General features: G+C 67.7%; 25 protein-coding genes. 13 read left to right on the top strand and 12 right to left on the bottom strand.

Translation table 11 applies throughout. From position 1 onward, the window contains the following. Positions 1-198: 198 nt before the first annotated feature. From DAT37_RS28400 to DAT37_RS28390, 3 genes are all read left to right on the top strand, one after another. Positions 199-759, top strand: coding sequence for a hypothetical protein (locus DAT37_RS28400; protein ID WP_109527940.1), 561 nt, complete (start codon positions 199-201; stop codon positions 757-759). After that, positions 756-1,544: a hypothetical protein gene (locus DAT37_RS28395; RefSeq protein ID WP_109527939.1), complete on the top strand. Its 789-nt coding sequence runs from the start codon at positions 756-758 to the stop codon at positions 1,542-1,544. Before DAT37_RS28400 ends, DAT37_RS28395 begins: the two co-directional genes overlap by 4 nt. A gap of 120 nt (positions 1,545-1,664) precedes the next feature. Continuing rightward, positions 1,665-3,338, top strand: coding sequence for a serine/threonine-protein kinase (locus DAT37_RS28390; protein WP_198654472.1), 1,674 nt, complete (start codon positions 1,665-1,667; stop codon positions 3,336-3,338). 5 nt (positions 3,339-3,343) lie between these two features. Here the strand turns inward: DAT37_RS28390 and DAT37_RS28385 are convergent, their stop codons facing one another. Then, on the bottom strand, positions 3,344-5,791 hold the full coding sequence (locus DAT37_RS28385) for a 2Fe-2S iron-sulfur cluster-binding protein (RefSeq protein WP_198654471.1): 2,448 nt from the start codon (positions 5,789-5,791) through the stop codon (positions 3,344-3,346). Between the two features lie 143 nt (positions 5,792-5,934). Between DAT37_RS28385 and DAT37_RS28380 the strand changes: the two genes are divergently transcribed. Further along, positions 5,935-6,507: a TetR/AcrR family transcriptional regulator gene (locus DAT37_RS28380; RefSeq protein WP_109527937.1), complete on the top strand. Its 573-nt coding sequence runs from the start codon at positions 5,935-5,937 to the stop codon at positions 6,505-6,507. A gap of 105 nt (positions 6,508-6,612) precedes the next feature. Here DAT37_RS28380 and DAT37_RS28375 read toward each other — a convergent pair whose 3' ends face one another. Next, positions 6,613-7,074: a hypothetical protein gene (locus DAT37_RS28375; RefSeq protein WP_157978744.1), complete on the bottom strand. Its 462-nt coding sequence runs from the start codon at positions 7,072-7,074 to the stop codon at positions 6,613-6,615. 112 nt (positions 7,075-7,186) lie between these two features. Here DAT37_RS28375 and DAT37_RS28370 point away from each other — a divergent pair, with 112 nt between their 5' ends. From DAT37_RS28370 to DAT37_RS28355, 4 genes are all read left to right on the top strand, one after another. Then, complete coding sequence (locus DAT37_RS28370) at positions 7,187-7,597, top strand: VOC family protein (RefSeq protein ID WP_109527935.1); 411 nt, start codon at positions 7,187-7,189, stop codon at positions 7,595-7,597. Between the two features lie 88 nt (positions 7,598-7,685). Continuing rightward, on the top strand, positions 7,686-8,129 hold the full coding sequence (locus DAT37_RS28365; protein ID WP_198654470.1) for a nitroreductase family deazaflavin-dependent oxidoreductase: 444 nt from the start codon (positions 7,686-7,688) through the stop codon (positions 8,127-8,129). 64 nt (positions 8,130-8,193) lie between these two features. Further along, complete coding sequence (locus DAT37_RS28360) at positions 8,194-8,988, top strand: 2-phosphosulfolactate phosphatase (protein WP_109527934.1); 795 nt, start codon at positions 8,194-8,196, stop codon at positions 8,986-8,988. 129 nt (positions 8,989-9,117) lie between these two features. After that, complete coding sequence (locus DAT37_RS28355; RefSeq protein WP_109527933.1) at positions 9,118-9,684, top strand: GNAT family N-acetyltransferase; 567 nt, start codon at positions 9,118-9,120, stop codon at positions 9,682-9,684. Between the two features lie 127 nt (positions 9,685-9,811). Here the strand turns inward: DAT37_RS28355 and DAT37_RS28350 are convergent, their stop codons facing one another. The 4 genes from DAT37_RS28350 to DAT37_RS28335 form a co-directional block, all read right to left on the bottom strand. Continuing rightward, positions 9,812-10,843, bottom strand: coding sequence for a MerR family transcriptional regulator (locus DAT37_RS28350; protein ID WP_109527932.1), 1,032 nt, complete (start codon positions 10,841-10,843; stop codon positions 9,812-9,814). Continuing rightward, positions 10,837-11,514: a HEAT repeat domain-containing protein gene (locus DAT37_RS28345; protein ID WP_109527966.1), complete on the bottom strand. Its 678-nt coding sequence runs from the start codon at positions 11,512-11,514 to the stop codon at positions 10,837-10,839. The genes DAT37_RS28350 and DAT37_RS28345 overlap by 7 nt, the downstream gene beginning before the upstream one ends. Positions 11,515-11,656: 142 nt before the next feature. After that, the gene (locus DAT37_RS28340; RefSeq protein WP_109527931.1) at positions 11,657-12,376 is read right to left on the bottom strand and encodes an SMI1/KNR4 family protein; all 720 of its coding nucleotides are present in this window, start codon (positions 12,374-12,376) and stop codon (positions 11,657-11,659) included. A 39-nt stretch (positions 12,377-12,415) separates the two neighbouring features. Further along, the gene (locus tag DAT37_RS28335; RefSeq protein WP_109527930.1) at positions 12,416-12,961 is read right to left on the bottom strand and encodes a VanZ family protein; all 546 of its coding nucleotides are present in this window, start codon (positions 12,959-12,961) and stop codon (positions 12,416-12,418) included. A gap of 279 nt (positions 12,962-13,240) precedes the next feature. Between DAT37_RS28335 and DAT37_RS28330 the strand changes: the two genes are divergently transcribed. Continuing rightward, on the top strand, positions 13,241-13,780 hold the full coding sequence (locus DAT37_RS28330; RefSeq protein ID WP_109527929.1) for a hypothetical protein: 540 nt from the start codon (positions 13,241-13,243) through the stop codon (positions 13,778-13,780). A gap of 172 nt (positions 13,781-13,952) precedes the next feature. Here DAT37_RS28330 and ychF read toward each other — a convergent pair whose 3' ends face one another. Beyond that, complete coding sequence (ychF, locus tag DAT37_RS28325) at positions 13,953-15,032, bottom strand: redox-regulated ATPase YchF (protein ID WP_109527928.1); 1,080 nt, start codon at positions 15,030-15,032, stop codon at positions 13,953-13,955. A gap of 84 nt (positions 15,033-15,116) precedes the next feature. Further along, positions 15,117-16,037 (bottom strand): quinone oxidoreductase family protein, encoded by a 921-nt coding sequence (locus DAT37_RS28320; protein WP_109527927.1) that lies wholly within the window; start codon positions 16,035-16,037, stop codon positions 15,117-15,119. 642 nt (positions 16,038-16,679) lie between these two features. On the opposite strand from DAT37_RS28320, the gene DAT37_RS28310 reads away from it, so the two are divergent. Further along, positions 16,680-17,522, top strand: a complete 843-nt coding sequence (locus DAT37_RS28310; protein WP_109527925.1) for an AraC family transcriptional regulator — start codon at positions 16,680-16,682, stop codon at positions 17,520-17,522. A 4-nt stretch (positions 17,523-17,526) separates the two neighbouring features. Continuing rightward, entirely contained in the window at positions 17,527-17,949 is a 423-nt protein-coding gene (locus tag DAT37_RS28305) for a VOC family protein (protein ID WP_109527924.1), read from the top strand. A 29-nt stretch (positions 17,950-17,978) separates the two neighbouring features. Here the strand turns inward: DAT37_RS28305 and DAT37_RS28300 are convergent, their stop codons facing one another. The 3 genes from DAT37_RS28300 to DAT37_RS28290 are packed head-to-tail and all read right to left on the bottom strand — an operon-like array spanning position 17,979 to position 21,183. Beyond that, positions 17,979-18,989: a carbohydrate ABC transporter permease gene (locus DAT37_RS28300; protein ID WP_232840050.1), complete on the bottom strand. Its 1,011-nt coding sequence runs from the start codon at positions 18,987-18,989 to the stop codon at positions 17,979-17,981. Then, complete coding sequence (locus DAT37_RS28295) at positions 18,989-19,915, bottom strand: carbohydrate ABC transporter permease (protein ID WP_109527923.1); 927 nt, start codon at positions 19,913-19,915, stop codon at positions 18,989-18,991. Before DAT37_RS28295 ends, DAT37_RS28300 begins: the two co-directional genes overlap by 1 nt. Further along, on the bottom strand, positions 19,912-21,183 hold the full coding sequence (locus DAT37_RS28290) for an ABC transporter substrate-binding protein (protein ID WP_109527922.1): 1,272 nt from the start codon (positions 21,181-21,183) through the stop codon (positions 19,912-19,914). The genes DAT37_RS28295 and DAT37_RS28290 overlap by 4 nt, the downstream gene beginning before the upstream one ends. Before the next feature lie 260 nt (positions 21,184-21,443). Between DAT37_RS28290 and DAT37_RS28285 the strand changes: the two genes are divergently transcribed. Then, positions 21,444-23,708 (top strand): carbon starvation CstA family protein, encoded by a 2,265-nt coding sequence (locus tag DAT37_RS28285; protein ID WP_109527921.1) that lies wholly within the window; start codon positions 21,444-21,446, stop codon positions 23,706-23,708. Beyond that, positions 23,705-24,007 carry a YbdD/YjiX family protein gene (locus DAT37_RS46500; RefSeq protein WP_109527920.1) on the top strand — a complete coding sequence of 101 codons (303 nt, stop codon included), beginning with the start codon at positions 23,705-23,707 and terminating at the stop codon, positions 24,005-24,007. The genes DAT37_RS28285 and DAT37_RS46500 overlap by 4 nt, the downstream gene beginning before the upstream one ends. Before the next feature lie 11 nt (positions 24,008-24,018). On the opposite strand, the gene DAT37_RS28275 is transcribed toward DAT37_RS46500, so the two are convergent. After that, positions 24,019-24,264, bottom strand: coding sequence for a hypothetical protein (locus DAT37_RS28275; protein ID WP_157978743.1), 246 nt, complete (start codon positions 24,262-24,264; stop codon positions 24,019-24,021). Positions 24,265-24,409 lie beyond the last annotated feature (145 nt).

The following is a 24,409-nucleotide window of genomic DNA, read 5'->3' as shown; positions in this document are numbered from 1 at the left end:
CCCTGCCGCACAACCCAATCCACCCACCATCCCCGCCAACCACCAACCGAGTTGACAACCAGGCACGACCCCTAACTGCGCGGCATTGGATCTAGCCGAGCCGTCTTCGACACGACCGGGGCGAAATGCGCGGTCGTAGGTTTGAAGAGCGAATTTCGAGGCACTACCGGGACAAGAGGCTCGTAGAAGGAGAACCCCGTGTCTTCCGGAATCCTGGTAGTTGTCATCGTCGTCGTGGTCGTGCTGGTCGGCGCGGCCGTGCTGGTGCCCCCGTATCTACGCAGGAAGCGTCTGCGCGACAAATTCGGCCCGGAATACGAGCGCGCGGTGGAAGAGACCGAGGATCGCCGCGCCGCCGAACGCGAACTGGCGCAACGGGAACGCAGGCACGACGAACTCGAACTGCGTGACCTGACGCCCGAACGCAAGGAAGCGTTCACCGCCGAATGGGCGAGCGTGCAGGAACGGTTCGTCGACGAGCCCGCCGACGCCGTCGGCGCGGCCGACGAACTCGTCACGAATGTGATGGCCGAACGCGGGTACCCGACCGAGGGTTACGACCAGCAGGTCGCCGACCTCTCCGTGGAACACGCGGCGACCCTGGACCACTACCGCGCGGCCCACGCCATCGCGCTCCAACATGCCGACGGCAAGGCGAGCACCGAGGACCTTCGCACCGCCCTCGTGCACTACCGCGCCCTGTTCCTCGATCTGACGAACGGCAGCCACACCACGCACAAGAAGGACACAGTGTCATGAGCACCGAATACGACCGCAACCGCACCGGTTCGCTGACCGAGGATCCGGCCGACACCGACAACATCGACCACACCGACAACACGCACGGGCATTCCGGTACGGCGGGCGGTTACGCGCCCGGCGAGCACGAGGTGATCGACGCCGAGGTCATCGACGCCGAGACCAGGGATACCGAGACCGGGCGGAAGTCGTCGTCGGTCGATGACGACGGGCAGGCCTTCGTCGCCGGAAGCGGGTCGAGCGCGGACGACGCGGAAACCGGGCGCCTGGCGGCCGACGACGGATACGGAACCGACGGCGGCGTCGGGACGCACGAGCGGAGCGCGGCGACCTCCGAAGCGGATTTCCCCGAGACCGACCGCGCGACCTCCGAAGCGGATACCGCGCACACGGCCGACACCGAGCGCGACCTGATCGCCACGGACGAGCCGGAACCGGGCCTCCACTCCGTCGAGGAGAGCGCCGAATCCGAGCCGGTCGTGCGACAGCAGAGCCCGGCGCACGACGACGAGACCGTGGTCCCGCTGTTCGACGAACAGTCCCTGGAGCAGTTGCGGGGACGGTGGCGCGACCTGCAGGGCACCTTCGTCGATGATCCCCGTGACGCCGTGGCCCGCGCCGACGAGCTCGTCACCGAGCTGATCCACGAACTCACCAGCACCTACGCCGAACGCAAGGAGATCATCGCGGACCGCTGGTCCGACGAGCCGGACACCGAATCGCTGCGGCACGCGCTGCGCAGCTATCGCGCCTTCTTCAATCAGCTCCTTTCCCCCACTTCCTGACCTCGACCGCACCACCGCAACCGCCCGAGCGCGACGAGCACGGCCGCGCTCGGGCGGTTCGGCGTCTGTCCGGCACACCGCGCTCTCGCGTCGCCGCCCCGCGCCACATAGGCTTGCGCCGTGAATTCCGGGCGGACAGTGGTCGACGGGCGTTTCGAGTTGCTCGAGCCGCTCGGCAGCGGTGGCATGGGAACGGTGTGGCGGGCCTACGATCTGGCCCTGCACCGTGAGGTCGCGCTGAAGGAGGTCCGTCCGCTCGAACCGGAGGGGCAGGGCGGGGCACCCGGCGTGCAGCGCGAGCGGGTGTTGCGCGAGGCGCGGGCACTGGCCCGGATCGGTCACCCGAATGTGGTGGCCGTGCACCATATCGTCGACTCCCCGCCCCCGGCGCACCCGTGGATTGTGATGGAGCTGGTGCGGGGCCGTACCCTCTCCGACCTGTTCGCCCAGGGACCGATCGCGCCGGACCGGGCCGCGCAGATCGGGCGCGGGATCCTGGCGGGTCTGCGCGCCGCCCACCAGGTGGGCGTGCTGCACCGCGATATCAAACCCGCGAATGTGCTGTTACGCGAGGACGGTTCGCCCGTGCTCACCGACTTCGGCATCGCCGCGCTGCACGACGCGACCGGATTGACCGGCACCGGCAATCTCGTCGGTTCCCTGGAATTCATCGCCCCGGAACGTCTCGGCGGGCAGGAGGGCAACCCGGCGTCGGATCTGTGGTCGCTGGGCATCGTGCTGTTCCTCGCGGTCGAGGGGTACCACCCCATGCGGCGCGACACCACCGTCGCCACCCTCGCGGCCGTCCTCCAGGGCACGGTCCCGGTTCCCCATCGCGCGGGGCCGCTGACCCCCGTGCTCCAGGCGATCCTGGTGGCCGATCCGAATCACCGGCCGTCCGCCGAGCAGGTCGATCACCTGCTCACGCAGGTGCTCACCGCACCCCACTCCTTCGTTCCCGGGTCTGCGCCGACGCCGCCGTCGCAACCCATCGTGTTCGGCCCGACGCCACAGCCCCCGTACCGGACCGACCCCTATACCCCGCAGTCGCACGCCATCGGCTCCGGCCCGGCGCCGTATCGGCCCGACCTGAACGCGAGTCCCCCCGCGCGCGGAAAGGTCTCGCGCGGAGCCAAGTTCGGCATGGCCGCCGCCGCGGTCCTCGTGGTCGCCGTCGTGGCGCTGGCGGCGCTGGCGTTGCGTCCCGATTCCGGCGACGACGGCCCGGGAGCGACCGCGTTCCCCGGCACCACCGGCTCACCGACCGAGCCACTGACCGTGCCCGGTTCGGGTGTCGTCACGAGTCCGGGTGTGCGGGTGACCAATTCACCTGCCGGGAACAGTACCGATCTGCTGACCCCGGCGGGGATGCGCCAGGCCGTTTCCGCCCTGGAAAAGGCCACCGGTGGAACAGATTTCACCGAGGTGACCTTCTACTCGAACTATGTCAACGCCTCCGCGCCGGTCCGGAACAGGCCCAGCGTCTACGACCAGTACGTCTACCGCAACGGTACGGCCAGTCGTCAGGGCGCAGGCGGCGAACTCGATGCCGACAGTGCCACCATCGTGCTGAACACGATCAATTGGGACCTCGTTCCCGGACTCCTCGACATCGCGAACGAGAAACTCGGCGTCGCGGAGCCGACAATGCGGTATGTGATCGTCAACCCGGCCTGGACCTTCAACGACGAACGTCCTACTCTGCTCGTCTACCTGACCGACGATTATGGCGGCGGCTACCTCGCCGCCAACCTCGACGGAAGCATCGTCACGATGTATCCGAGAGGCCGGTGAGACGCTCAGCGACCGAAGCGCAGGGTCACCTCGTCCGACACCGGACGCGCACGGCAGGCCAGCACCAGCCCGCGGTCGACCTCGTCGGAGGTGATCGCCAGTAGCGGATCCGGCTCCATTCGCACCCGTCCGGATTCGACGGTGGCGAGACAGGTTCCGCACGAACCACCGAGACACGAATACGGCAGGTCTTCCCGCTGCCGGAGCGCGACGTCGAGAATCAGTGCGGTTCGCGGTACCTCGACGTCGAGGTCCGCGCCGTATCCGGTGAGCGTGACCGTGCTCGTCCCGGTGTCGGTCGACACCGGCGTCACGTCCGGGATGTGGGTCTCGAACAATTCGGTCTCGATCCGTGATCGGTCGATACCGCGATCCCTCAGCGCCAGTGCCGTTTCGGCGACGAGTTCCTTCGGACCGCACAGAAACCATTGATCCGCTTCGTATTTCGCGACTTCGGCCGGGTCGATGCGGCCGTGACGATATTCGCCCCAGGTCCGGCCGTCCGGTGCCACCGCTCGCCCGGACAGGTGATGGGTCACTCGCAGCCGTTCCGGGAATCGGGCGAGGAGATCGTCCACCTGCCGCGCCAGCATGATCCGATCACGGTCACGGCTGCCGTAGTGCAGGACGACCCTGCTCTCGGGTTCGATGCCGAGGATCGTCGCGACGAGGGAGATCACCGGCGTGATGCCGCTTCCCGCCGCGACGGCCACGTAGTCGCGGGGCCGGTCACGGGCCGGACGGGTGCCGAATGTGCCCGTCGGCTCAGAGACGTGCAGCGATGTCCCCGCCGTCAGTTCTCTTACGGCGAATCCGGAGAACGCCCCGTCCGGCTGCGCCTTGACCGCGATACGCACCCGGCCCGAGGTCGCGGCATCACACAGCGAATAACTGCGACGGATCGGCTGTCCATGTCGCAGGCCACGCACGACGACATGCTGACCCGCCGCGAAAACATAGCGTTCGCGAAGACGCTCCGGGATATCGAATTCGACCACGACACTGTCCACGGTGTCGTGAACCACCGAACGCACGGCGAGACGGTGGAAGCCACGGGCCGGACCGTGCGGGGTGGGGTCGAATTCGGCGAACTCACCGGAGCGCGGTGTCGTGTTCCGCAGTGCCCGAAGGTGATCGACGCCGACTCCGGCCAGCGCCGTCACGCCGTGCCCGAGTAGCGATGGCCGCAGTACGGCGGTCGGCCGGTCCAGCAGACCCGCGATGTGCGCGATCTGCCTGCCCACCGTCGCATCGCGCGCGCCCACCGCCATACCCACCCTGGTCAGCGCCCCGAGTGCCCGCGACGGCACCTGCCCGGCACTGTCCACGTGCGGCATCGCCAGGTCGAACAGTTTCGTGATCGCCCAGGCGTCGTCGATCGCGGACGCGGCGGCACGGAAGTAGCGACGGGCCAGATCGTGATCACCGGCCGCGAGCACCTCGCGTAATCGCAAGGCCTGCAACGCGGATACCGTCATCCCCTGACCGAAAGCCGGACTGAAACTACAGACGGCGTCACCGAAAACCAGGAGCCCCCGCGGGAATCGCGTCAGTCGCTCGTAGCGGCGACGTCGATTGGCCAGGTACCGATAGGTGCTGATCTCACCGAGCGGGACCGCGTCGAGAAGCGCTTCGCGCACATCGGGCGGCGCGACCGAGGACGCGAATCGCCACCAATCCTCAGAATTCGTCGGCGGATGGTCGTTCCCGTACCCGATGAGGGTCAGGATGTGCATCCCGTCCTCGACCGCGAACAGCGCCAACCCCCGCGCGGGCTCCTGATTCGCGACGACGATCTCCTTGTCACCGCCGACCGACCCGTGCGGCAGCCGCACGTACCGGCTCGCGTACATCATGTCGATCCGGACACCCTCTTCGTCGGGTCGGCGGTACCCGAGCCCGGCGAGCCAGTCATCGGTCGGCCCGTGCCGTCCGAGGCAGCCGACCACGAGATCGGCGGGAAACTCTCGTGGCGGCGCGTCCTCGGGTTCGACCAGCACACCGGTGACCCGCGCACCTGCCGCGTCAACGGTCAGGCCCACCGCCGAACAGCGCTCGACGACAGTCACATTCGCCAGATCGCGCACCCGATTGCGCACCCGCCACTCCAGGAACGGACGACTGGCTTGGAGCAGCGAATACCCGTCGTCGGATCGACTCAGGGTGTGCCCGGCGATCGTCATCCGCATCTCGGTCAGCGAGCGGCAGTCCACCGCGCCGTCGGCGAGCAGTTCCTCGGTGATGCCGGGGAACAGTTCCTCGAAGATCCGCTTACCCCGCGCCAGCAGCGCGTGCACATGCCGACCCTGCGGGACACCGCGCCGGTCTCCCCGGACCGACAGATCGTCGCGCTCGACGAGCGTGACCCTGGCGAAACTGTCGCTGAGCACGCGTGCCGCCAGCAGGCCCGCCATACTCGCGCCGAGCACCACGGCGTGTTCGCGTTCGGTCATCCTCATCCTCCGACCTCGTCGCCCTCGGACCGTTCGGCAGCCGCTCCCCGAAGTCCGCCAGGAACTGAGATTTTTCAGTAGATTAGTCTCAGAATGCCGGGGCGGGCAACCCCGACGCCGTCGCGAACGAGGTAGAAAGAGCCATGACTTCCTCCACCCGGTCGTCGGACGCGCTGCTCGACTCGGCGGTCGAACTGATCGCCGAAAGCGGCGTGGACGGACTGACACTCAGCACCGTCGCCCGCCGCGCCGGGGTGTCGAGGGCCACCGCCTACCGCGAATTCGGCGACAAGGACGGACTCGTCGCCGCGGTCGGACGCCACGAGGTCGGACGGATGGTCGCCGCCGCGTACGGTGCGATCGACCTGTTCGCGCCGGTCCCCGAGATCGCCCGCACGGCAACGCTGTTCGCGCTGCGCTACCTGCGCGATCACCGCACCTTCCAGTACATCCGCACCCACGAACCCGGCAGACTGCTCACCATCGCGATCCCGCACGGGGACTCGGAACTGAATCTGGTCGAGACCGTCGCGACCTTCGCCGAACCGTTGATCGCGGCGCGCGGTGACGCCATGCTCGCCCTGTCACCGCGCCAGGCCGCCGAGGTCGTCGTCCGCACGGTCCTGTCGCACGCGCTGATCAGCGGCAGTGGACTCACCGACGAGCAGGTCGCCGAGACCGCGGCGCGGGCGATCAGCCGCGGAAGGGATGGGTAGCGCCGGATTCAACCCGGCGGACCGATTACCGGTGAGACGATCTCGGAATTCGGTATCAGTTCACGAGGTCGCGGATGCCGACGATCCCACCACCGACGGCGAGACTCATCCCGTCGATTCCTCACGTCTCGAGCTGTTCGCGATCCGCTCGACCGAGGGATTCTCGATTTCCGTTGTCGGAGTGTTCGTTTCGTGCAGTGTCCGCAATTGGTAGCCGAAATCCCCGGGGACGAGGACCGCGGTCGCGAGGCGTCGCGCGGACGACACATCACCGAGACGGTTGGCCGCGGTGAAGCGGACGACGCTGAGACCGCCGCCGTGCACGAGTCCCGCGATATCGGTGATGTCGATCTCAAGACCCGGTTGCAGATTCCGGGCCGACCACACCCCGGCCAGCAAAGTGTCCCTGTCGACCACCTGACCCACCGTCGTCACCGCCGAGAACCCTTCGTGCAGGACATGGGCGAACCGGTCGAACACCTTCGGCGGCGCGACCGAACCGATCCACTCGGCGAGATCGGAGTGCATGGCGGTGATCGCCTCGGCGAGGTCGGGATCTACAGACATGTCGCAATCTTGGTCCAGATCCGGCTCCGGTCGCATCGGGGCGCGCACTCCGCCGGCGGACCGGTCAGGAATCGAGAAGCGACCGCCCGACCCGGCACCTAACGTCATCGGTATGGACATCATCATTCATTCGAGTTTCCTGCCCCATGCCGATCCCGAGGCATCCCTGACCTTCTATCGCGACACCCTCGGTTTCGAGGTGCGCAAGGACGTCGGACAGGGCGAGATGCGCTGGATCACCGTCGGCCCGGTCGACCAGCCGGCGACGTCCATCGTGCTGCATCCGCCGACCGCGGCGCCCGGCGTCACCGACGAAGAACGTCGCACCATCGCCGAGATGATGGCGAAAGGCACCTACGCCTCCATCCTCTTGTCGACCTCCGATCTCGACGGCGTCTTCGAACGGGTGCGGGCGGACGGGGCCGAGGTCGTCCAGGAGCCGACCGTCCAGCCCTACGGCGTGCGCGACTGCGCCTTCCGCGATCCCGCGGGCAATATGGTGCGCATCGACGAGCGCGCCTGAGTCCACGAACGAGGTCCGGTCACGCGCACTGCCGATACTGTCGTCCCGGACGGGTGTCACGAAACCGATAAATCGATCGGAGGTACTGATGACCGAGAAGGCACAGAAATCCAACGCCCTGTCGCTGTGGTTCCAGCGCAAGATGAACGTGCGGACCAACCGCAGGATCCGGCGCAAACCCGGCAAGGTCATGGGCATGGATATGTTCATCCTGCACACCGTGGGCAAACGCACCGGGCAGCCGAGACAGGCCCCGCTCTCGTGGTTCGGCGACGGTGACGGCTCCTGGTTGATCGTCGCCTCCGGCGGCGGCGCCGTGCACCCGGACTGGTACGTCAACCTGCGGGCGCACCCCGACAGCGTGGCGATCGAATTCCACGGCCGCGACGCCGCCCCGGTGACACCCCAGGTGTTGGAGGGCGCCGACCGCGAGCGCGCGTGGCAGCGGATCACCACCGCTCAGCCCCGGTACGCGAAATACCAGCGCAAAGCGAAGCGAGAGTATCCCGTCGTTCTGCTCAGCGCCCGATGACGTGGAACCTCCCGCGCCCGTTCCCCATTCGGGGATGTCGGTGGACGCGGATAGAGTCGCGGGTATGGGAGGGGAACATATCTCGCCGGTGATTCCGGACTGGGCCGAACAGCGTCGGTTCGGTGTACGGGTCGATTGGGGCCTGGTCGGCGCACAGGCACTCGGACCGGGCAGCGCGGCGGTCGTCGTGGTCGATGTCCTGTCGTTCACGACATCGGTATCGGTGGCCGTGGACGCCGGGACCGAGGTGCTGCCCTACCGGTGGCGTGACGGGACCGCTCCACGATTCGCGGCGGACTCGAACGCGGAACTGGCGGTCGGCCGACGAGAGATCTCGGAGCACCGGCCGTGGTCACTGTCACCCGCGGCGTTACGTCGCGCTCCCGCCCCGCGACGCCTGGTACTTCCGTCACCGAACGGGTCGGCCATCTCGGCCGCGGTCGACGGGATTCCCGTCCTCGCCGCGTGTCTGCGCAACGCGTCGGCGGTCGCGCGCTGGATCGTCGACCAGGGGTGGGGCACGCGGGACCGGCCGGTCTCGGTGATCGCCGCCGGTGAGCACTGGCCGGGCCGTAATGTGCTGCGACCGGCGATCGAGGATTGGCTCGGAGCCGCCGCCGTCATCGCGGCGCTCGTCGAATACGGTGCCGGACCGCTGTCACCGGAAGCGATGCTGGCGCTGAGTTCCCACACCGGGAACGCCGCTGTGGCGGCACTGGTCTCGGGGTGCGCGTCCGGTCTGGAGCTGGCGAGTACCGGGTTCGCCGACGATGTCGCCGTCGCCGTGGAGATCGAATCCAGCTCCGCCGTACCGATTCTGACCGACGGCGCGTTCATCGACGCGCGGGTCGACGCATGAGGATCTGTTCGAGGACGTAGCCGACGGGTCGCTCGCCGACCGGGTCGCCACGGTTCTCGCTGCCCCACGGTGCGGGAACGGTCCGCTCGGCCGAGAACGGATGTCGGGGCGACAGCCTAGAATTCGAGCATGACCGGTACGGGAAAGGTGTTGGCCCGCGCCTTCCACGACGATCCCATGTTCACCTTCATCGAGCCCGACGCCGAACGACGCGCGGCGGTACTGCCGTGGTTCTTCGGCGCCGCGGCTCGACTGGGCACGAAGTACGGCTCGCTCGATGAGCGGCCGGGCCGGGCGGCCGTGATCTGGCTCCTGCCGGGTCACGCCGATCTCGGCCTGCGGGAGATGACCGGATCCGGACTTGTCGCCGCCCCGTTCAAGCTCGGACTCAGCGCCTTTCGCCGTTTCGTCGCGATCACCACCGCCTTCGAGCGGGCGCAACGGGAAGTGATCCGACAACCCTTCCTGTACTTGTTCATTCTCGGCGTCGACCCGACCGAACAGGGGCGTGGACACGGCAGCGCACTGATCACCTCCGCGCTATCGCAAGCGGGTAGCGAGGGGCATCCGTGCTACCTCGAGACAACCAACGAGGCGAACGTGCCCTTCTACGAGCGACACGGGTTCGAGGTGGCTTCGGAGAAGACGCCGGAGGGCCTGCCCCGCTTCTGGACCATGGTGCGGCCGCCGGATTGATCGCCGCGCCGGCGATTGCGTACGCTGCGTGCCGCGCAAGATCCCCGGGGCCGTCGACTCCGGTGAGCGGGATCGCCCGGGACGATCTGTCGCGGTCGATGGCGGTCGCTATCAGCGCCGACGAGGGTCACTGTTCGCTCGCGGATCCCTCGTCCGACCGTTCTTCGAGCATTCCCACGAGCGCCGAGGCGAGCAGCGCCACCGACCGGTCGCGGTCGCGGGCCAATTCCCGCAGCAGGTTCAGGGCGATCGTTCCCGGCATCTCGGCCAGCGCCTGCGTCAGTCGTATCCGCACGGCCGAATCCGCCGCGTGCGCGGTGAGCTCGTCGCCCAGCGCGTCCATGATCCGTGCTGCCCACTGCGCGTCCCGCGCCAACGTTCCCAGGACCTCGGCCGCCTCCACATCGTTGCCGCCCTCGACCACCGATCCGACGAGTTCCGGCACGGCTCGGGTCACGCCCCGCGCACCCAGCGCGAGGGCGGCACGTCGGCGGACCGTCGGGTCCGGGTCCTCGAGCGCGTCGGTGAGCACGGCGGTCGTGTCGTCGCCGGGAAGTTCGGCGAGCGCGAGGATCGCCCGTCGCCGGACGTCGACGTCGTCGGAGGCCGCTCCGGCCGCGAGGATCGCCACGCCGTCGCCGCCCGCGCGCGCGAGCGCCCACCGCAGCGCTCCGGCGACGTTCAGGTCCGATTCGGTGAGGATCGCCTCGGCCAGCAGTTCGGCGGGCATCGCGACGTCCTCGGCCGGAGCGAGGACGGCCTGCTGTCGCCGGGCGGAATCGCCCGAACGGAGTTTGCGCAGGAGTTCGATGGTGCGCAGGGCGTCTTGCCAGCCGGACGGTCCGGCGGCGTCGACCGCACGGAGTCGGTCGAGCAGTTCCCGCTCCCGGTTCAGGCGCTGTTCTGTCTTGCGGATGAGGTCGCCGACCAGCGCGGACGGGGTGAATCCGGGATCGTCGAGCGCGCGCCCGATCTGACGGAGGGACAGCCCCAGCGAACGCAAACCTTCCACATGGAAGATCCTGCGGATGTCCTCGGGGCCGTATTCCCGGTAGCCGCCCACGGTGCGGCCCGTCGGCCGCACCAGCCCGAGGGAGTCGTAATGCCTGAGCATCCTGGCACTCACCCCCGAGCGGCGCGCCACCTCGCCGATCAGCACGTCGTCGTCTCCTCCCGTTCCGGTCCGAGCGCGACGACCCGCTTCGCCGCATCGACCGCGAGATCGAACCCGGCGTCGGGATCGCGCAGCAGTCCCAGCGTCGCACGCGCGTGCGCACGCACCCCGTCATCGTGGCTGTCCATCGCCGTCCGCAGGATCGGTTCGACCACCTCGCCGAGCGCGACCAGGGCACGGCTCAGACTCAGCCGAACCTCCCGGTCCCCGCGCCCGAATTGCGTGGCCAGCGTCGCCGCCAGTTCTTCCTTCTCCGCGTCCGGCACGAGAGCGACGGCGGCGCGCCACGCACTCCGCGCGACCTCGTCGTCGGCATCGCGCAACAGCGACGCAGTGATCACCGACCACGCCCTCGGATCCCCGATCTTGGACAGCGTGTGCAGCGCTTGACTGCGTGCCCGAGCACGTTCGGAACGAAGTTCCACGCCGAGTTTCGGCACCGTGATGTCGGACGGGAGACGGGTCAGCGCCCAGGTGAGCATGTCGCGGACGAAGAAATCGGGCTCGACCGCGCACCGCCGCACCAGCGCGTCGAGCAAACCGGGATCGGGATACGTGCCCGCCGCCATCGCCGCCTCGAGCCGCGTGGACGAGTTCGTCGCGGCCAACGCGTCGAGCAGTCGGGTGTGCTGTGGGTTCGTGTGTGTCGAATTGATGGGACCACCTCCGACAGCCAGTGAAGGCCTTGACACGGTGACAATGTCAAGCGCACGCGGACACTGTGCGCGACGATCGTATCGGCGGGCCGGACCGGCGCACGCGTGGTGCGTCAGCGATGTCGGGCGGTTGGCGTCATCGTCACGACCTCGACGCCCGGGACCGGGCAGAGGTCATGGCGCGTTCGTGGAGTGCGTTGAAGAAGTGGTCGCCAGGGTTGCCGAACCACGGCTGCTCTTCGAGCTCCGACCGGTCGTCATCGTCATCGTCGTCGTCGACGAAGATCGACGCGGGCCACCGTCCGGATCGAACCTCGTCGACAAGAAACCCCAGCAAGTCGGTGAAGCTGTCCGCGCACACATAGTGCCGCTCTTCGTCTCGTCCGAAGTTGATGATCTGGCCGTGGATTCCCTGGGAATCGGGATCGAGGTCGAGGCCGATGTAGTCGGCGCGCGCGGTATCCGACCAGAGCGGGATCCAGCCAGACGAAGTATAGAGCGGTTTGACTCGGCCTTCCGCACCCGGCATGACATCACCTGCCGCTTGGAGGGCCTCGATGTCCTTGCTCGCGCGCACCGGAATCCAGTCCGACCAGCAGTCGACTATCGACGATGTCGACAGGAAGGACAGGGTCGGTATGCAGGGAACGGCATGGTCGCCGCGCGTCGATGTCATCGTCTGCCGCTGACCGTTGTGCAGCATGAGGACGGATTTCACATCGTCCGGAAGCCGTTGCCCGAGTGCTTGTTCCAAGGTATCGATCTCGGCCCGGTCGGCGGGTGGCCCGAGGTTGTCGTATGCCAGTGGCACATTGACACGGAGCCAGTCGACGTAATCCTCGAAAAGCGTGATCGCTTGCACCGTCGAAACCTAACAAGTGCTCGCACGACCGGCCGACTGCTACAGCGCCACGCTGTGGTGCTCGCTCACGGAGGGCGGGCCGAAGCGGCCCGGCGAGTACGGCGCCCACCAACGTCGCGAGAGCCTGCCCGCCAGGTACGCGCCCGCCGCGTTCAACAGCACGTCGTCGACGGTGGAATGGCGGCCGATCGCGAGCGCGAACTGCGCGGTCTCCACCGCGATCGACGCCGCCGCAGCCACCAACAGGATCCGGTACGAGCGGGTGAACCATGGCCAACGGACCGGCAACAGGAAGCCCAGTGCCGCGAAGACCAGCAGATTCCCGCCGAGCTGCTCGACGACGCGATCCTCCGTCAGTACCTCGGCCAGATCACGCAGCGGCACCGGATTCACCGATCGACCGGTTCCGAGCGGCGTGAAGATCATCCACAACCACGGCGCGGTGCCAACCACCATTCCGACCTCGCACAGCGCCGCACGCCACCCGCGCCGCCGAGCCAACCACCAGGCCACGAGACCAGCTATCGGTATCGCGGCGAACGCGACGAGCGCGACTCCGCCCCATGCCTCCCACGTCCCGTTCACACCGCCAGTATCACCCGAATCAGCTGCGCCACCGCTCGGCTCCACAGACCTTCCACACAACCCACACATCGGCCGGTGTACGAATTGGCATCCCCGGCCGACCGCTGCACTGCTCACAGCCTCTCTCCCATGACAGGCTCGATAGTCCGAGCAACGGCCGCCGATCCGCCTCCTCGTCCAGTCGACGAGCACGACATCAATTGCACTGACATCACCGCTGTTACGCGCGATACTGGGTACGCGAGAGCCGATCAGCGCTCTGAGGCAACGGGGGAAATCATGTCGGGAAAACAAGGCTGGATTGTCGGCGCCGCGGTCGTGGCGGCTGCCGTCGCGCTCGTCGGGTGCGGGATGTCGGTGGACACCACCGCGTCCACCACGACGCAGCGACCGAGCCCGTTCAGCACCTCGCGCGCCCCGACGACAACCCCCGCCCCACCGCCCGCACCGGTGCTGAACCGTCGCGCCGAGAACGGCGAGGTCGTCCAGGAGGCAGGTCTCAACGGGTCGGGAACCCTGCTGATCAACAACGGCAACAGCGCGGACTTCGCGGTGGTGGTCACCAACGGCAGCCCCAATGCCCCGCAGGCGACGATCTACGTGCAGGGCAACTCCGAGGCCACGCTCACCGGAATCGCGGGCACCTACTTCGTCTACCTGAAATCCGGTGTCGACTGGGACAGCGCCACACTCGGATTCACCCGTTCCCGCACCTTCCAGAAATTCGATGATCCGTTCGACGCGGAGTCGGACTGGGAGATCACCCTGCAACCGTCGCTCGGCGGGAATGCCAGCACCAGTAGCGTGCCCGCGTTCTGATTCACGACACGATCACCGAATCCGAGACGGCCGACTACGCCGAGTTCGCGCCCGGTAGGCGGCATGTGGCACCGACGAACAGCCGGATCCTCACCCGACGTGGGCTGGAGGCAGCAGAACGTCTACCGCCGGCGATGCGCGAAGCAACGTCACGTTCTTCGAAGACGCTGATCTACACGTTGAAACGGAACTCGACGACGTCGCCGTCGGACATGACGTAGTCCTTGCCCTCCATACGAACCTTGCCCGCCGCCTTCGCGGCCGCCATCGATCCCGCGTCCACCAGATCCGTGAACGCGACGATTTCGGCCTTGATGAAGCCGCGTTCGAAGTCGGTGTGGATGACGCCTGCCGCTTTGGGGGCGGTGTCGCCCTGGTGGATCGTCCAGGCGCGGGCCTCTTTCGGGCCTGCGGTGAGGTAGGTCTGGAGGCCGAGGGTGTGGAAGCCTGCACGGGCGAGGGCGTGCAGGCCGGGTTCGGCCTGGCCGATGGATTCGAGGAGTTCGAGGGCGGATTCGTCATCGAGTTCGAGGAGTTCGGCTTCGACCTTGGCGTCGAGGAAGACCGCGTCGGCGGGGGCGACGGCGGCTTTCAGTTCGGCGACCTTCGCCTCGTCGGTGAGCACCGATTCGTCGGCGTTGAAGACGTAGAGGAAGGGTTTGGTGGTGAGGAGCGAAAGTTCTTTCAGGAGTTCGGTGTCCACCTTGTTGCCCGCGGCGAAGAGGGTGGTTCCGTTGTTCAGGATCTCCTGCGCCGTTTTGGCGGCGTCGGCGAGGGGCTTGCGCTCCTTCTTGATCTTGGCTTCCTTCTCGAAGCGCGGAACTGCCTTCTCCAGCGTTTGCAGGTCGGCGAGGATGAGTTCGGTTTCGATGACCTCGATATCGGAGGCCGGGTCGACCTTGCCGTCCACGTGGATCACGTCGTCGTCGGCGAAGACGCGCACGACCTGGCAGATGGCGTCGGCTTCGCGGATGTTGGCGAGGAATTTGTTGCCGAGACCGGCGCCCTCGGACGCGCCCTTCACGATGCCCGCGATATCGACGAAGGAGACGACGGCGGGCACGATGCGCTCGGAGCCGAAGATCTTCGCGAGGGTGTCGAGGCGTGGGTCGGGCAGTGGAACCACCCCGACGTTCGGCTCGATGGTCGCGAACGGGTAGTTCGCGGCAAGCACGTCGTTCTTGGTCAGCGCGTTGAAAAGCGTCGACTTTCCGACGTTGGGCAGGCCGACGATTCCGAGGGTGAGACTCACGAGTCAGGAAGTCTACGCGTCGCGCTCGACCTCGCGGTCCGCCGCTCCCGGGAACGTTGGCCGAGTGGGTGCGGTGGGGCGGCGTCAGGGGATGAGGACCACTTTGCCCAGGTTGGCACGGGCTTCGATGACGGCGTGCGCCGCGGCGGCGTCGTCGAGGGCGAATTCGGCGTGGACGGCGGGGCGCAGCTGTCCCGAGGCGACGTACTGCCACAGCTCTTGACGCCAGTGGTCGTAGGTTTCCGGGTCTTCCCGGGCGATGCGCGCGATCTGGAAGCCGGTCACGGATTTCGCGTCGGCGAGGTCGTCGGCGTGGATCGTGCCGCCGCCGGAGCCGAGGGTCACCAGGCGGCCGCCGGGGGCGAGTGCGGCCAAAGCCTGGGTGAGCAGATCGCCGCCGACGGCGTCCAGTGCGAAGTCGACGGGATCACCCCAGGTCGGAGCGTCATAGGTGACGACATCGTCGACACCGAGGTCGGTGAGGAAATCGGTTTTCGAGAGGTCGGAGACGGCGGCGGTGACGCGTTTGGCACCGCGGATCCGGGCGAGTTGGACGGCGAGGTGACCTACACCGCTCGCGGCTGCGGTGATGAGCGCCGAATCGCCGGATTCCGGTTTCGCGGCATCGAGCGCGCCCAGTGCGACCAGGCCGCCGCGCACGAGAGCCACGGCGTCGACGGCGGACGCGCCGTCGGGGATGGTCGAGGCCATCGACTCGTCGAGCAGCGCGTACTCGGCGTAGGCGTGGCCGAAGCACGGGCCGGTGACCCGATAGCCGGGCATACAGTCGGTGACGCCCTCGCCGACCGCGACGACTTCACCCGCGATCTCGCCGCCGAGCGGGCCCGGTTGCGCCGCCTCCCGAACTCTCCGCACGACGGGCAACGTCACGCCGATCGCGTCGACGCGCACGAGAAGCTGACCGGGGCCCGGTGTCGGCACATCCACCGATTCCGGTTCGAGCACCTCGGGACCACCGTTGCGCGCATATCCGACCCGACGCATACCGACCTCCGTTGATCGTCAGAAGGCGTAACGGTAACGGGAGGACCTGCGGATCTCACTTATCCACAGACGTTGTTGTGCGGCATCTCACGACTGTCTCCGGCGAGGGAGACGCGCTGGACACGCTGCGGAATCACCGGGTAGGTGCGGCGGTCGACGAGCCGGGGGCAGCAGCAATCCGGCCGCCGCCGAGCGATCACGCGCGCTCGCCGACGATCCGCGCCATCTGGAAACCGGCGGCAACCGGTAGGTGCGGCGATCGAGCGGGACGGCGGCGATCGACGCTCGTTCGCCAGGTCTCCGCGTTGGCAATGTGCCGAGGCAGCACGGAGCGACGACGAGTCGGCGGCATCATTCCGACCACGACCCCCGCGATGCGTCCGATATGCGATGTGCGGATCGGTCCGGGCTCCATGGACATTCCCGGCGTCGACTGCGAGCTTTCCGCCGATCTACGCCGAAAATGTCCGCACAGGCCGGGCACCCCCGACACGGGGCACCCACTCTCGGCGAGCGCGCGAAACCTCCTGTGCCGGCCCAGGCAATGCTCGAAACCGGGCGGGAACCTCCGCACTCGGCCCGAAACCCTTGTTCGTCGCCACTCACACCGTGCACAGCCCACCCCCGGCGTACCGTAACCATATGGAGCCGACCACGGAGGTGGTGACGGCACGACCCGCGCCCGCGCTGGCCGGGTTCATCGACCACTACCTCGGCTACCGGATGACCGGTTATCCGCCCGGGCTGCACCGGGGTCTGCCGTCGCGGCATCTGACGTTCATCGTGTCCATCGGGCCGAGTATCGATGTCGTCGCGCAGACGGATCCGGGGCAGCGGCCGGAGGATTACCGCTGTGTGCTCAGCGGGTTGCAGGCCAGTTCGGCGGCGATCGCGCATTCGGGGGATCAGGAGGGAGTGACGATCGCGCTGACGCCGATGGGGTGTCGGACGTTGTTCGGGACGCCCGCGAGTGCGCTGTGGAATACCTCGTTGGAATGCGCGGATGTGGCGGGGCCTGCCGGTGACGAGTTGTGGGAGCGGTTGCAGGGGCCCGCGCCGTGGTCGCGGCGGTTCGCCATCTGTGATGACGTGCTGGGGCGGCTGGCGCGTCCCGATCGCCTTGTGACGCCCGAATTGTCTTGGGCCTGGCGGACTCTCGTCGACAGTGGCGGTGGCGTGGCGATCGGTCCGCTGGCCGACCGGATCGGGTGGAGCAGGCAGCACCTGGCGCGGCGGTTCGGCGCCGAATTCGGGGTGAGTCCGAAGCTGGCCGGGCGGATCACCCGGTTCGAACGGGCGCGGCGGATGATCGAGCGTGTTCCGGCGCACATCACGATCGCCCAGGTGGCGGCCACCTGCGGGTATTACGACCAGGCGCATCTGAATCGCGATTTCGTCGAGTTGGCCGGGTGTAGTCCGACGACCTGGCTCGCGCAGGAGGTTACATCCGTCCAAGACGGGTCGGACGTCGAGAGCGCAGGGTGAGAACATGACGAATCCAGCAGAATCCACCACCCGTGTCGCCGCGGCCGTGTGGCCGTGCCTCGCCTTCCGCGACGCCCGCGCGTCGGCGGATTTCCTGGTCGACGCGTTCGGTTTCGAACTGACGGCGATCTACGCCCGCGAGGGTGATCCCTCCGTCGTCGAACACGGTGAGTTGCGCTGGCCGCTCGGCGGCGGGGTGATGTTCGGCTCGGTCGGCAAGGACGACACCCCGTTCGGGCAGCGTGAACCGGGTAACGACCTGGTCTATATCGTCTGCGACAACCCCGACGAACTCTTCGCCCGCGCCACGGCGGCGGGGGCGGAAGTGGTGCGCGATATGCGCGACGAGGATTACGGCTCACGGGGTTTCGCGGTGCGCGATCCCGAGGGCAATATCTGGAGTTTCGGCACCTACAGCGGCGAGTAGCGCCTGTCCGACCGGGCGCTGGGAACCGCTCAGCGACCGCCCATTCCGGACATGGCGATGCCGTGCACGAACGCGCGTTGCGCCACGGCGTAGAGCGCGAGCAGTGGTAACAGGACGACGACCGCCGCCGCCATCAACAGCGGCCACTGGGTGTGGTATTGACCTTGCAGGCGAACCAGACCCAGTGTGGCGGTGGCGTATTCGTTGCGCTGGATCATGATCAGCGGCCACAGGAAGTCGTTCCACACCGAAATCCAGGTGAGTACGGCCAGCACCATGAGGGCGGGGCGGGTGTGCGGCAGGAGCACTCGCCAGTAGATCTGCCAGGTGGTGCAACCGTCCAGGATCGCGGCTTCCTCCAATTCCGTTGGCAGGGTGCGGAAGAACTGACGCATGAGGTAGGTGCCGAAGGCGCTGCCGAACAGGCCGGGCACGATCATCGCCCACGGGGTGTCGACCCAGCCGAGGGTGCGCATGATCAGGAACTGCGGGATCACCGTGACGGTCAGCGGCACCATCAGGGTGGCGAGGTAGGCGAGGAACAGTAGTTCCCGGCCGCGAAAACGTAAGCGGGCGAACGCGTATCCGGCCAGGGAGCAGAAGAAGACCTGTCCGGCGGTCACGCAGAGCGCGTAGGCGGTGGTGTTGAACAGCATCCGTCCCATGGGCAGTGTGTCGAAGACACGACCGTAGTTGGACCATCGTGGATGCTCGGGAAGTATCGACGGCTCGGTGATCTCGCCGTCGCTCTTCAGCGAACCGGAGACCGCCCAGAGGATCGGGATCAATGCGCACCAGGCGATGAGGATCAGGATCACGTAGATCGCGCAACCGTGCAGGAACCGTCGCGCGGCCGGGGAACGTCGAGGCCGGGGGTCGCGCGTGGCACCGGAACCACGAACGGGTGACGGCATCGACTCGCGTTCCGCGCCGGAGCCCGTCCTGACCAATCTGCGCGCGACCCGTCCGAGTACACCGGGTGTCCCAGCCGTCGACCCGCCGTTGACCGCCTCGACCTCGTCGATCTGCCGCACGCGCATCAGAACTCCACTTCGCCGCGCCGGGCGAATCGCAGTTGCACGAGGGTCAGTACCAGCAGGATCGCGAAGATCACCCAGGCCAGGGCCGAGGCGTAGCCGATCTCGTAGAACGTGAAGGCGTGCTGGAACAGCATGATTCCGAGCAGATACGTTCCGGTCTCCGGCCCGCCGTTCGCGCCGGTCAGCGCGTAGGCCTGGTCGAAAGCCCGGACCGAGTCGATGACGGTGATGACGAAGACGAACGACAGCGGCCCGCGGATCAGCGGCACCGTGATCGACAGGAACCGCCGCAGCGCGCCCGCACCGTCGATCTTCGCCGCCTCGTACAGCACGGTCGGCACGCCTTGGAGCGCGGCGAGCAGGATGACGGTCGCGAACGGCACGCTCTTCCAGACCGTCACGACACTCAGTGAGATCAGGGCCCAGTTCGGGTCGGTCAGCCACGGCACCGGGTCGAGGCCGGCGCGGGCGAGCGCGAGGTTGAGCAGCCCGTCTTCGGTGGTGAAGATGAACCGCCACACCACCGCCATGGCGACGGTCGACGCGACCAGCGGCAGGAAGGCGGCGGTGCGAAAGACCCCGATACCGGCGATTTTTCGATGCAGCGCGGCCGCCACCGTCATTCCGATGACGACCGTCGGCACCAGCGTGAGCAGGGTGAACAGCGCGGTATTGCGCAGGGCGATGGGGAAGAGCGGATCCGAGCCGAGCAGCCTGCGATAGTTCGCCGTCCCCACGAATCGGGGCGGGCTGAACAGATCCCAGGCGTGGAAGCTGAGATAGAGCGAGAAGCCGAGCGGGAACAGCAGGAATATCGCGACGGCGGTCAGATTCGGCGCCACGAACAGCCAACCCGCTCGTTCACGGCGACGCGCGAGGGTCGGGCGACGTTTCCTCGCGCGATGCCTGCCCGATGCGGGTGTCATAACGCGCCGAGTACCGCGTCGATATCGCCGGGGTCGAGCGTGTCGGCTCGGGCGGCGCCGCGCAGCACCCGATTCCCGCCGCGTTCCAGCAGCGCGGACACCTTGCCCCAAGCCGGGGTGACCGCCAGTGGGCGCGATCTGCCCGGACCGTCGGTGAGTACCGCGAGATTGCGGATATCGCGGTGGGCTTCGGCGAATCCCGGTGCCGCCATCGCCGATTTCAGGACGGGTACGAACAGCCCGGATCGCGCGATGAGTTCCTGCCCGACCGGTCCCGTCGCGAATTTCACGAATTCCCACGCCTGCTCGACACGTGGACTGTCCGCGGCGATCGCCAAGCCGGTGCAGCCGACATCGGTGATCGCGCCCGGGCCGCCGTGCGGTCCGACCGGGAGCACGGTGAGGTCGATATCGAGATCGTCCTGCCCGGCGAATTCGGAGTACAGCCAGTGCCCGCCCAGCGCCATCCCGGCGCGGCCCCGGCGGAACAGGTCGGGCGCGGAGACCGACTGCTGGTCACCGACGCGCGGGGCGACCCGGTGCCGGAGGGCGAGGTCGGCGTAGAACTGGAATCCTGCGGCGAAGCGCGGATCGTCGAGATTGGCGCGGACCGGGTCCACGGCCGGGGTGAACCAGTCGGAACCGTTGTTCATGCCGAAGCAGGCCGCCGAGAAATACGGCACCCAGGCGTCGACGAAACCCCAGCGCGACGGATGCCCCGAGCTGTCGCGGCGGGTGACGGCGCGCGCGGCGTCGAGGAATTCGTCGAAGGTCCACGCGTCGCGCCACCGGGTCGGCGGCGAGATTCCGGCGCACAATTCGCGGTTGTAGTAGAGGAAGACCCCCGACCACTGCTCGGGCAGCGCGTACTGGCCGCCCGCGTAGGCGAAGGTGTCGTACAGCGCGGGGAAACTGTCGCGGCGCAGCGTCTCGGCATAGCCGGGGTCGCGGTCGAGCAGGGTGCGCAGGTCGAGCAGCACACCGCGTTTCGCCAGACCCGAATAGAGCAGTTCCCACGCCATCATGACGTCGGGACATTTGCCGCCCGCGCAATAGGTGAGCATCTGCTGGAGCGGATCGGGGCCGGACACGATGGTCCGAATCCTGATCTCCGGGTGCAGTTTCCGGAACTCCTCGATGATCCGGCGGCGCACCCGCGCTTCCTCGGGGCGGGCCTGGAAGAAGAAGGTGAGCGCGTCGTCGTCACCGCCGCAGCCGCTCAGCAGCGGTAGGGCGAGGGCGGAGCCGAGCAGGGTCCGCCTGCGCAACCGCGCGGCGGGAACGACCGGCCGGTGCGGCGGCCGGGGTTGCGAAACCGCGCGGGTCGAATGCAGTACGGCACTCCTGCGGGCGAGGGCGGCGTAGTACGGACGGCAACGCAGCTTACTGACGGCAACAATTTCGAAGCGCCCGACACACGGGACAAATTTCGATGATGAGCCCGCGATAGCGGAATTCCGCCTGACCGCCGACGCCGATCGGATACGTTGGCACGTGTTTCAGCGGAGTTCTACAGGGGAGTAGGCCGATGGCGACACTCGAATATCTGCGGACCGATCCGGAGCTGCCGCCCGTCGGCGTGGTCGACCGGTCCCCGGTGACACCGGCCAAGAAGGCGGTTTTCGCCGGAATCGCGGTGCTCGGCGCGGTCGCCTGGACCATTCTGGCGCTCGCGCGCGGCGAGAACGTCAACGCGGTCTGGATCGTGGTCGCGGCGGTGTGCACCTACGTGATCGCCTACCGGTTCTACGCGCGCTATATCGAGTGGAAGATCACCAAACCGCGCGACGATCTGGCCACACCCGCCGAAATCCTGGAGAACGGCAAGGATTACATGCCGATGGACCGGCGGGTCCTCTACGGCCACCACTTCGCCGCCATCGCGGGCGCGGGACCGCTGGTCGGACCGGTGCTCGCCGCCCAGATGGGCTACCTGCCCGGCACCATCTGGATCGTCGTCGGCGTGGTCTTCGCCGGTGCGGTGCAGGACTACCTGGTGCTGTGGGCCTCCACCAAACGACGTGGTCGCAGCCTCGGGCAGATGGCGCGCGACGAACTGGGCGCCATCGGCGGAGTCGCGGCCATCGTGGCGATCCTCGTCATCATGATGATCCTGCTGGCGGTGCTCGCGCTCGTGGTGGTCAACGCGCTCGGGGAGAGCCCGTGGGGTGTGTATTCGATCGGCATGACCATCCCGATCGCCCTGTTCATGGGTGTCTACCTGCGGTTCCTGCGGCCCGGTCGGGTCGGCGAGGTATCCGCGATCGGTATCGCGCTGCTGCTGTTCGCGATCGTCTCGGGCGGCTGGGTCGCCGAGACCGGCTGGGGCGAGGACTGGTTCACCCTCTCCAAGACAACGATCGCGTGGCTGCTGATCGCCTACGGGTTCTTCGCCTCGGTGCTGCCGGTGTGGCTGTTGCTCGCGCCGCGCGACTACCTGTCGACCTTCATGAAGATCGGCACCATCGGCCTGCTCGCCGTCGGCATCCTGATCACGATGCCGGTGCTCGAGGCGCCCGCCGTCTCGCAGTTCGCGAGTTCGGGGACCGGACCGGCCTTCGCGGGCAGCCTGTTCCCGTTCCTGTTCATCACGATCGCGTGCGGCGCGCTGTCCGGATTCCATTCGCTGGTCGCCTCGGGAACGACACCGAAACTGCTGGAGAAGGAATCCCACGGCCGCATGATCGGCTACGGCGGCATGTTGATGGAATCGTTCGTCGCGGTGATGGCCATCATCACCGCCTCGATCATCGACCAGCACCTGTACTTCGGTATGAACGCACCGGGCGCGCTCACCGGCAACACCCCGGAAACCGCCGCCGCGTATACGAATTCGCTCGGACTGTCCGGACCGCCCGCCACCGCGGCCGATTTCGCCCAGGCCGCCGCCGACGTGGGCGAGAAGACGATCATCTCGCGCACCGGTGGCGCGCCGACACTGGCGATCGGCATCTCGCAGGTCTTCTCCGAATTCCTCGGCGGATCGGCGATGAAATCGTTCTGGTACCACTTCGCGATCATGTTCGAGGCGCTGTTCATCCTCACCACCATCGACGCGGGCACCCGCGTCGCGCGCTTCATCGTCTCCGACGCGCTCGGCAATTTCGGTGGTCCGATGCGCAAATTCAAGGATCCGTCGTGGCGGATCGGCGCGTGGCTGTGCTCGCTGGTGGTCGTCGCGGCGTGGGGTTCGGTACTGCTGATGGGCGTCAACGATCCTTTCGGCGGGATCAACGCGCTCTACCCGCTGTTCGGCATCGCCAACCAGTTGCTCGCCGCGGTGGCGCTGACGGTCGTGCTGACCATCATCATCAAGAAGGGTCTGGTGAAATACGCCTGGATACCGGGGATTCCGCTGATCTGGGATCTCACGGTGACCATGACGGCGTCGTGGCAGAAGATCTTCTCGGCCGATCCGAAACTCGGATACTGGAAACAGCACAGCCTGTGCCAAGCGGCCAAGGACGCGGGCAAGGGCTGTCTGACGGCCAAACCGGACCAGGTCGAGACCGCCCTGCGCAATACGTTCATCCAAGGCACCCTGTCGATCGTCTTCGCGGTGCTGGTGTTGATCGTCGCGATCGTCGGCGCGATCGTCTGCGTGCGGGCCTGGCGAGCGGGCGGTTCGGAGACGACCGAATCGCCGGAGGAACCGTCGCGGATCTTCGCACCGAGCGGGTTCGTCGCCACCGCGGCGGAGCGGGAGGTACAGAAGCAGTGGGACGAGTTGATCGCGGCGGGGACGGTGCGCGCGCCGGGGGCGGCGCACACGGTGGATCGTTCGTCCGTATGACGCGCACCGCCGGGTCAGGGGGCGGCCGGTCCGACGGATCGGCCGCCCGGCGGCGCGTGGGCGGCGGCGCGAGGGCGGTCTTCCGGTCGTCCGGTGGGTCGGCCGCCCTGCACCGCGTCCACGGCGGGGTGAAGGCAGTTCTCTGGTGGGTCGACTCCGTCCTCGGCGGGCAGGACTACCGCAGGTATGTCGAACATCTGCGGCGCGATCACCCGGATCGCGCGATCCCGACCGAGCGCGACTACTGGCGCGACCGCTATGCCGAAGCTGACCGGAAACCCCAGAATCGCTGCTGCTGACTCGTCCCGCGTCAGAAGATCCCGCTGCCCGAGCCCAGGGTCGGCAACCACCAGCGCAGGAAGTCGGTGAACGGCAGGCATTGCGCGGCACTGCCGGATTGCGGCCAGCAATCACCGCCGTAGACCGGGGCGAGCGCCGTGGACCGATCACTGCTCGACGTGGGCACGGTATGCGCCACAGCGAGAGGGGCGGCGGCGAGAGGGGCGGCAGCGGCCACCACTGCCGCACAGGCCATGGCAGCGATGGCTCGGGTCACGGTATTGCCTTCCGGTTATTGCTGTTTCGCAGTGCGACCGACTGTATTGCCGCCGATGTGCCGTCCACAGCCCCCGATTGCGCCGCCCCGATTTCCCGGGTCCGGGGCAACTTCGAGCATCCATGGCGGATTTCCGCTAGCACGG

Origin of the sequence: Nocardia aurea (assembly GCF_003123685.1) — a bacterium.
In the GTDB taxonomy this organism is placed as follows: Bacteria; Actinomycetota; Actinomycetes; order Mycobacteriales; family Mycobacteriaceae; genus Nocardia; species Nocardia aurea.
The sequence above is the reverse complement of the archived record's forward strand: the minus strand, read 5'-3'. Positions and strand labels throughout refer to the sequence as shown.

Excerpts from the sequence above, each read along its gene's own strand:
- DAT37_RS28370 (WP_109527935.1), top strand. The coding sequence starts at position 7,187 with ATGGACATCATCATTCATTCGAGTTTCCTGCCCCATGCCGATCCCGAG.
- DAT37_RS28300 (WP_232840050.1), bottom strand. The coding sequence starts at position 18,989 with ATGCGCGTGCGGCAGATCGACGAGGTCGAGGCGGTCAACGGCGGGTCG.
- DAT37_RS28320 (WP_109527927.1), bottom strand. The coding sequence starts at position 16,037 with ATGCGTCGGGTCGGATATGCGCGCAACGGTGGTCCCGAGGTGCTCGAA.
- DAT37_RS28355 (WP_109527933.1), top strand. The coding sequence starts at position 9,118 with ATGACCGGTACGGGAAAGGTGTTGGCCCGCGCCTTCCACGACGATCCC.
- DAT37_RS28285 (WP_109527921.1), top strand. The coding sequence starts at position 21,444 with ATGGCGACACTCGAATATCTGCGGACCGATCCGGAGCTGCCGCCCGTC.
- DAT37_RS46500 (WP_109527920.1), top strand. The coding sequence starts at position 23,705 with ATGACGCGCACCGCCGGGTCAGGGGGCGGCCGGTCCGACGGATCGGCC.
- DAT37_RS28375 (WP_157978744.1), bottom strand. The coding sequence starts at position 7,074 with ATGTCTGTAGATCCCGACCTCGCCGAGGCGATCACCGCCATGCACTCC.
- DAT37_RS28295 (WP_109527923.1), bottom strand. The coding sequence starts at position 19,915 with ATGACACCCGCATCGGGCAGGCATCGCGCGAGGAAACGTCGCCCGACC.
- DAT37_RS28305 (WP_109527924.1), top strand. The coding sequence starts at position 17,527 with ATGACGAATCCAGCAGAATCCACCACCCGTGTCGCCGCGGCCGTGTGG.
- DAT37_RS28385 (WP_198654471.1), bottom strand. The coding sequence starts at position 5,791 with ATGACCGAACGCGAACACGCCGTGGTGCTCGGCGCGAGTATGGCGGGC.
- DAT37_RS28380 (WP_109527937.1), top strand. The coding sequence starts at position 5,935 with ATGACTTCCTCCACCCGGTCGTCGGACGCGCTGCTCGACTCGGCGGTC.
- DAT37_RS28365 (WP_198654470.1), top strand. The coding sequence starts at position 7,686 with ATGACCGAGAAGGCACAGAAATCCAACGCCCTGTCGCTGTGGTTCCAG.
- DAT37_RS28330 (WP_109527929.1), top strand. The coding sequence starts at position 13,241 with ATGTCGGGAAAACAAGGCTGGATTGTCGGCGCCGCGGTCGTGGCGGCT.
- DAT37_RS28310 (WP_109527925.1), top strand. The coding sequence starts at position 16,680 with ATGGAGCCGACCACGGAGGTGGTGACGGCACGACCCGCGCCCGCGCTG.
- DAT37_RS28360 (WP_109527934.1), top strand. The coding sequence starts at position 8,194 with ATGGGAGGGGAACATATCTCGCCGGTGATTCCGGACTGGGCCGAACAG.
- DAT37_RS28395 (WP_109527939.1), top strand. The coding sequence starts at position 756 with ATGAGCACCGAATACGACCGCAACCGCACCGGTTCGCTGACCGAGGAT.